The 6,195-nt window shown below is 60.0% G+C and carries 4 protein-coding genes; 2 read left to right on the forward strand and 2 right to left on the reverse strand.

Annotation, left to right across the window (positions count from 1 at the left end):
- The first annotated feature begins 46 nt into the window (after positions 1-46).
- Positions 47-1,978 carry an SMP-30/gluconolactonase/LRE family protein gene (locus tag VFE81_RS18220; protein ID WP_325045925.1) on the forward strand — a complete coding sequence of 644 codons (1,932 nt, stop codon included), beginning with the start codon at positions 47-49 and terminating at the stop codon, positions 1,976-1,978.
- Positions 1,979-2,036: 58 nt separating this feature from the next.
- Here VFE81_RS18220 and VFE81_RS18225 read toward each other — a convergent pair whose 3' ends face one another.
- Together VFE81_RS18225 and gcvA are read right to left on the reverse strand one after the other, a co-directional pair.
- Positions 2,037-3,251: a hypothetical protein gene (locus tag VFE81_RS18225; protein WP_325045926.1), complete on the reverse strand. Its 1,215-nt coding sequence runs from the start codon at positions 3,249-3,251 to the stop codon at positions 2,037-2,039.
- A 405-nt stretch (positions 3,252-3,656) separates the two neighbouring features.
- On the reverse strand, positions 3,657-4,556 hold the full coding sequence (gene gcvA / locus VFE81_RS18230; RefSeq protein WP_325045927.1) for a transcriptional regulator GcvA: 900 nt from the start codon (positions 4,554-4,556) through the stop codon (positions 3,657-3,659).
- A gap of 143 nt (positions 4,557-4,699) precedes the next feature.
- Between gcvA and VFE81_RS18235 the strand changes: the two genes are divergently transcribed.
- Entirely contained in the window at positions 4,700-6,004 is a 1,305-nt protein-coding gene (locus VFE81_RS18235) for an adenylosuccinate synthase (protein WP_325045928.1), read from the forward strand.
- The last annotated feature ends 191 nt before the right edge of the window (positions 6,005-6,195 follow it).

A 6,195-nucleotide genomic window follows, 5' to 3' on the forward strand; every position in this document is an offset into this window, starting at 1 on the left:
CCGGGCATTCACGTGAATGATCACTACATTCAGGAGAGCATCAGTCATGGTCGAAAAAAAACGAATTCATGCTGTGCTTCTCGCCGCGGCGATCGCCATGATTGCGCCGGCCTGTCAGGCGCAAAACACCACCGACTGGCTGGCGAACACCTATGGCACCCTCGCTGCCCACGTGGGTAACACCGCGCGTTCCATGTGGGTCGCGCCCGACGGCGTCATCTATACGGCCTCTATGTGGGACGAGTACGAGGGTGGCGTCGCAATCTACCAGAACGGCAAGAGCGTTGGCTCGATCGGCGCGCACGGCGAGTTTCAGGGCAGCGCGATCACGGGCAACGCGACGTCGATCTTCGTGGCACTGCAGCCCGGCAGCTCGTACGGAAGCGGTGCGGTGGGACGATACAACCGCACCACCAGGACTCGCGATCTTTTGGTTCAGGTCAGTGCGTTGAGCAACCAGCCTCGGGTGGACGTCGTCACCGGACTCGCCACGGCGGGCTCGCTCCTCTATGCGAGCGATTTCTATGGCAATCGCGTCCGGATCTTCACGACCGGCGGTGTCTGGCAGCGGGACATCAACGTCTCGGGCCCGGGTGCGCTTGCACTGGATGGCGCAGGCAACGTCTGGGTCGCACAGAAGAGTGAGGGCACGATCGTCGGGTTCAGTCCAACCGGCGCTCTGCTGAACACTATCCGGATGCCAGGCGGATCGCAGCCGTCGGCGCTCTATTTCGATGCATCGTCGGGGCAGCTCATGGTCGGGGACGAGGGCCCCGACATGAACGTCAAGCGCTACAAGCTCTCGGGCACGCCGACGCTGGCCGGTACATTCGGCATTCAGGGTGGTTATCTCGACGCCACGACGGGAATCAAAGGCCAGGTCGGCGCGAAGCGCTTCACCCGCGTCACTGGCATCGGCAAGGACACCGGAGGCAACCTCTACGTGCTCAACAACCCGTGGGGTGGCAGTTGGGACCTCGGCCGCGACGGCGGCACCGACATTCATGCGTATAACAGCGCCGGCAACCTGCGGTGGACGCTTCAGTCCCTCAACTTCGAGGGCGTCGCCGCCCCGGACCCGGCCACGGATGGTGCCTTGTTCTATGGCGGCACCAACATCTACGCCGGCAGCGCTGGGGGCACCTTCGTCGCGAACACTGTCGATCCCTTCGCCTACCCGTCGGACCCGCGCATTAACATCAACGATCGCGCACGGGATGAGCACTTCGGTCAACTTGCCGTCGTCGGCGCCAACCGGATCCTCGTGGCGTTCAGCCAGAATCCCGATACGTTCTACTTCTTCCACTTCAATGCTGCGAATGGCTACATCGCAATACCGGACGCTACGCTTCCCGGTACGGCGTTCAATACGACCGCACTGGTCAGGAACGGATTCAGCATCGACAGCAAGGGCGGCGTGTGGGCCGGTCTGGACAAGACCGGTTACATCTACCACTACCCGCTGACCGGCTTCGACGCCAGCGGCAAGCCAACCTGGGGACCCGCTATCCGCATCCGCATTCCCGCGAGCATTCAGCCGTTGACGCGCATCGTCTACCTCGCGGACAGCGACACCATGATTCTCGGACAGGGCATCGTCGGGAGTACGGACTGGACGTCGATAGGCACGCGCATCGAGGTATATCACGGCTGGAACGCGGGCAACACCACGAAACCCAATCCGGTGATTAACCTCACCCACGCCGGCGCCAAGTCGATTGACGCGGCCGGCAGCTATCTCTTCGTCGGCTACTGGTTCGGCAGCGGGCAAGCTTTGCCGAACATCGACGCCTTCAATCTCGCTACAGGTAACCTCGACGCCACGCTGGTCAACACCAGTACCGCTATCGTGGACGCCAGCAGCGCGATCGATTCGATGTACGGCATCAGGGCATACCTTCGATCGACAGGCGAGTACGTGGTTACGAAGAACAACGTCAAGGGGTCCAGCATCACCGCTTATCGCTGGACCCCCTGATCGTGCGTTTCGTCATCATCCAATCCGACCCGCCGGACCATGACCCACATCGGAAAGACTAGTGGGTCGAGAACACGGAGATTCCGCCGTTGGGGAATCCTGCCGCGCCGGGCTGGAACGGCACATACACTTGCCCAAGCGTGCTGTCGATGGCGACAGAGTGCGCGCCTGTGCCCACCGGAATCTTAAAGAGTAACTGCCGTGACGTGCCATCGATTACGCCCATCTGCGGGCTAAATCCCGACGCTGCAGCGATACCGCTCGTGACGTAGTGCCGGGCCGGAAGGAAATAGCGGTTGGAAGCCGGATCGTAATTGGCCTGGTCCACCCCGCCAAATGGCAGGCTGGCTTGAATCGCGCCACTCGTACGATCGAGGATCAGCGTGATGAGCGGGTCGCCCGCCGGCGGATCGCATGCAACGAGTACGTCGTTGTTCGGGCCAAGCACGATTCCCGCCGGTCCGCACTTCCCTAATGGAAACGATTTGCTGACAGAAGGACTTCCCGCTACCGCGGAGCTGGCGGTGATGACATCGAGCTCGCCATCGGGATTGGCAGAAGTCCCGTCGTTGTTGATCAAAAAGCTCTTCGAGGCAGGATCATATGTGCACGCTTCGAGCCCCGACGAGCCGTTGAAAGGAAGCTTTGCCACCGCCGTTTGTGTCAGCGTGGAAATCAACGTGACGAACGGCGGCGAGTCTCCGGGGCTTGCGAACATCACAAGGTGATCGTCAGGATCGTAGCAACCCTCATCGACGCGCGATCCGGAATTGCTGATGACGATTGTGTTGACCGTCTTTTGCGCAGTTGTATCGATCACCTTAACTGAGTCGACGTCGCCGACATAGATCGTGTTCGTGCCGGTGATACTTACAATTCCGTCGGGACCGGACTCGTCTGTCGTGGCGCCGGCACCGGTGAATGGCCCCGGGATCTGTGCGATCAACGTGTTCGATCTGGTGTCCACGACATCGACTGCTTTGTTATTGCGGTCGGCGAGAAAGTACTTGCCGGCCTCGACATAGCCGATGTCGAAACTGAATGGTGGGCTTGAAGCATTGGGCACGGCGATGTTCGTCAGTAGCTTTGGCGGTGTCGGTGCGCTGACGTTATCTCCACCTCCGCAGCCGGCCAATGCGGCCGCAGCGAGCAACATCAAGGTCATCATGCGCTTTTCCATCGATTCGTCTCCTTTCCGTCTATTGGTCTGACCGCCGGTCCAGGGATCGGTGTGAGTACTGAAATTTATCCAGTCCTGAACGACGACGATCAACGAGCAATTCCTTAAGGAATCTTAAGAAATGCTCGTCTGAAGAGATAGCCACGTTTCCCATGGATGCGGCCGCGCAGCGCATGAATTGTGGCTATAGACTGGCTGTCTGGCTCACACAATGGCGGCGCGACGGAAAATCGGAAAGTAAAACTTATTTATGGTCTGCATTACGTGAACGCTATACCCGTAATGAATCTGAAGCTTCCATAGACGTGGTGGCTACGTCTGCGTGCCCGAGCAACTCCTGCACCGTGCGGACGTCATACCCGAAAGCCACCGGTGGCTACGTGAGCGGCCTCGCGAGGCCAGGCCGTCTCTCGTGTCAAACGTTGAGCGTCCGTTAGTCGGCGGTCTGCTGGACTCGCTGTCAATTTTTGCCGGTATTGATGAAATTAGGTTTATTCACTATGCACTGCGTGAGAAGCGATGCCCCAGTTCGCGCAACCACGTCAGAAAGGTATTGATGGCGGGATCCCCAAGGCGTGCATTGTGGACGTAGCTGCAGTAGCGCCATGCCGGCAGGGCTGGCCCGTCGAACGGAAACACGAGGCGGCCCTCCTCGACATCGAGCGCTACAAGCGCAGTCGGGCCCATCGCAATACCCAAGCCATCAATGGCAGCCTGCAGGGTCAAATAAAAGTGGTCCAGTTGCTGGGAATTGCGTGCGGCAAGCTGAGGGTTGCCGCACGCCGCAAACCATTCAGCCCAAAGGCCGGGATAGGTCGCCGTGTGCAGCAGGGTGTGATGCGCCAGATCCGAGACATGGTGTATCGGATGAGATTCCAACACCTTGGGTGAGCACACCGGCAGTCGGACTTCCGACAGAAATTCGTTGACTACGTACCCGGCCGGTTTCTGCTCGCTGCCGCGAATCGCCACATCGCATTCGTCGCGTAGCCTTTCGATCGGTTCGTCCGAAGTAGTCAGTCGGACTTCCACCGCCGGATTGGTCAATTGGAAGTTAGAAAGCTGCGGCAATAGCCATCGCAACGCGAAAGTAGTCGGCGCATTGACCCTGATGATCTGCTGTCGCGTGACCCGAAGCTGTTCATTGGTGGCCAGCGCGATGCGGTCGAGCGCCGCCGATATCTCCGACAAGTAAGCGCGCCCCGGCGCGGTCAGTACGACCCTTCGGCCGCGGCGTTCAAACAGGTCGTGTCCAAGCCAGGCTTCCAGTTGTCTCACTTGCCGGCTCACGGCTCCATGCGTGACGCAAAGCTCGTCGGCTGCGGCTGAAAAACTCTCGACCCTGGCTGCGGCTTCAAACACGCGCAGTGCGTTCAACGGTGGCAGACGACGTGGCATGCGGCGAATCTCTATGTGAGTTTTCCTGACACTTATGATGAGTTTATATCGATTTTAGCGGCCGCCGTCGGCCATTATATTGAGCCTGTTGGCAGCAGATCTGGTTTCGATCTGTTCGATAAAGTCACCAGGAAGACTACCGTATGTCGAATGTTGTTGTGGTTGGCGCGCAGTGGGGCGATGAGGGAAAAGGCCGGATTGTGGATTGGCTTGCCGAGAAAGCGGACATCGTTGCCCGTTTCAACGGTGGCCACAACGCCGGCCACACGCTTGTGGTGAATGGTCAGACCTACAAACTGGCGCTGCTTCCCAGCGGTATCGTGCGCGGAAAGCTTGGTCTGATCGGCAACGGCGTCGCACTTGACCCTGAGGCGCTGCTTGCGGAGATTGACCGCATGGCCGCGCTGGGCATCAGCGTAACGCCAGAGGTGCTGCAGATCGCCGAGACGGCCACGCTTGTCCTGCCGGTCCATCGCGCGATCGACGCCGCTCAGGAACGCTTGCGCGCCAAGCCGATCGGCACCACGCTACGCGGTATCGGTCCGGCATACGAAGACAAAGTTGGGCGCCGAGGGTTGCGCGTCTGCGACCTTGCTGAACCGGAACTGCTCGCTGAAAAGCTCGATGCACTGCTGGAGCACCATAACGCGTGGTTCCGCGGCCTCGGTCTGGAAGCTTTCCAGCGAAACCGGATGTTGAGCGACCTGCTTGCCATGGCGCCAAGAATCCTGCCGTTCATGGGACGCGTCTGGGAACAGCTCGACAACGCCCATTCATTGGGCAAGCGCACGGTCTTCGAAGGCTCGCAAGCCGTGATGCTTGACGTGGACTGGGGTAGCTATCCCTATGTGACGTCGTCGAGCACCGTCGCCGCTGGCGCGGCCAGTGGCACCGGCATCGCCCCCTCGCACCTTGGGCAGGTGCTTGGCGTCAGCAAAGTCTATGCAACGCGTGTTGGCGAAGGCCCTTTCACGTCCGAGGTGGACGGAACCCTCGGTGACATGCTCAGGCAGCGCGGCGGCGAGTATGGAGTCAACACCGGCCGCCCGCGTCGCTGCGGTTGGCTGGACACTGTGCAACTGCGGCAGAGCACCAAGGTCGCCGGCATAAACCTGCTAGCGCTGACCAAGCTGGATGTACTCGATGGCTTCGATTCGGTCTACGTGTGCGTAGGCTACGAGCTTGATGGGAAGCGCATCGACTACATGCCGTCCACCAACGCCGAGCAGCAGCGCCTGCAGCCGGTTCTTAAGCGCTTTGATGGCTGGGACGGTTCGACCCGCGGCATTCGGTCTTATGGCGAGCTGCCCCGCCAGGCCGCGGCGCTGATTGAAGCGATTCAGCAGGAAGTCGGCATTCCGGTGTCAATGGTTACCACTGGCCCTGAACGTGATGACGCAATTGTCTTGCGATCGCCATTCGCGGAAACGGACGGCATAGCGATCTGATTGACTCATGCCGACAAAGGGTTGGCGGGCAGCCGTTATCGAGAAGGCTGAGGGACCGTTGTGGGTCGAACTGAGGCGGTCGTCGTCGGACTGAGTTCGGCCACAACCCGTCATTCAAATGCGTCGTCGGTATGACGGCCTGTCAAGGAGAAGCCCGCTCCCAAATACGGCCGCTACGCGCACTCATCCGT

It is taken from the genome of Paraburkholderia sp. (genome assembly GCF_035656215.1).
Taxonomy (GTDB): Bacteria; Pseudomonadota; Gammaproteobacteria; order Burkholderiales; family Burkholderiaceae; genus Paraburkholderia.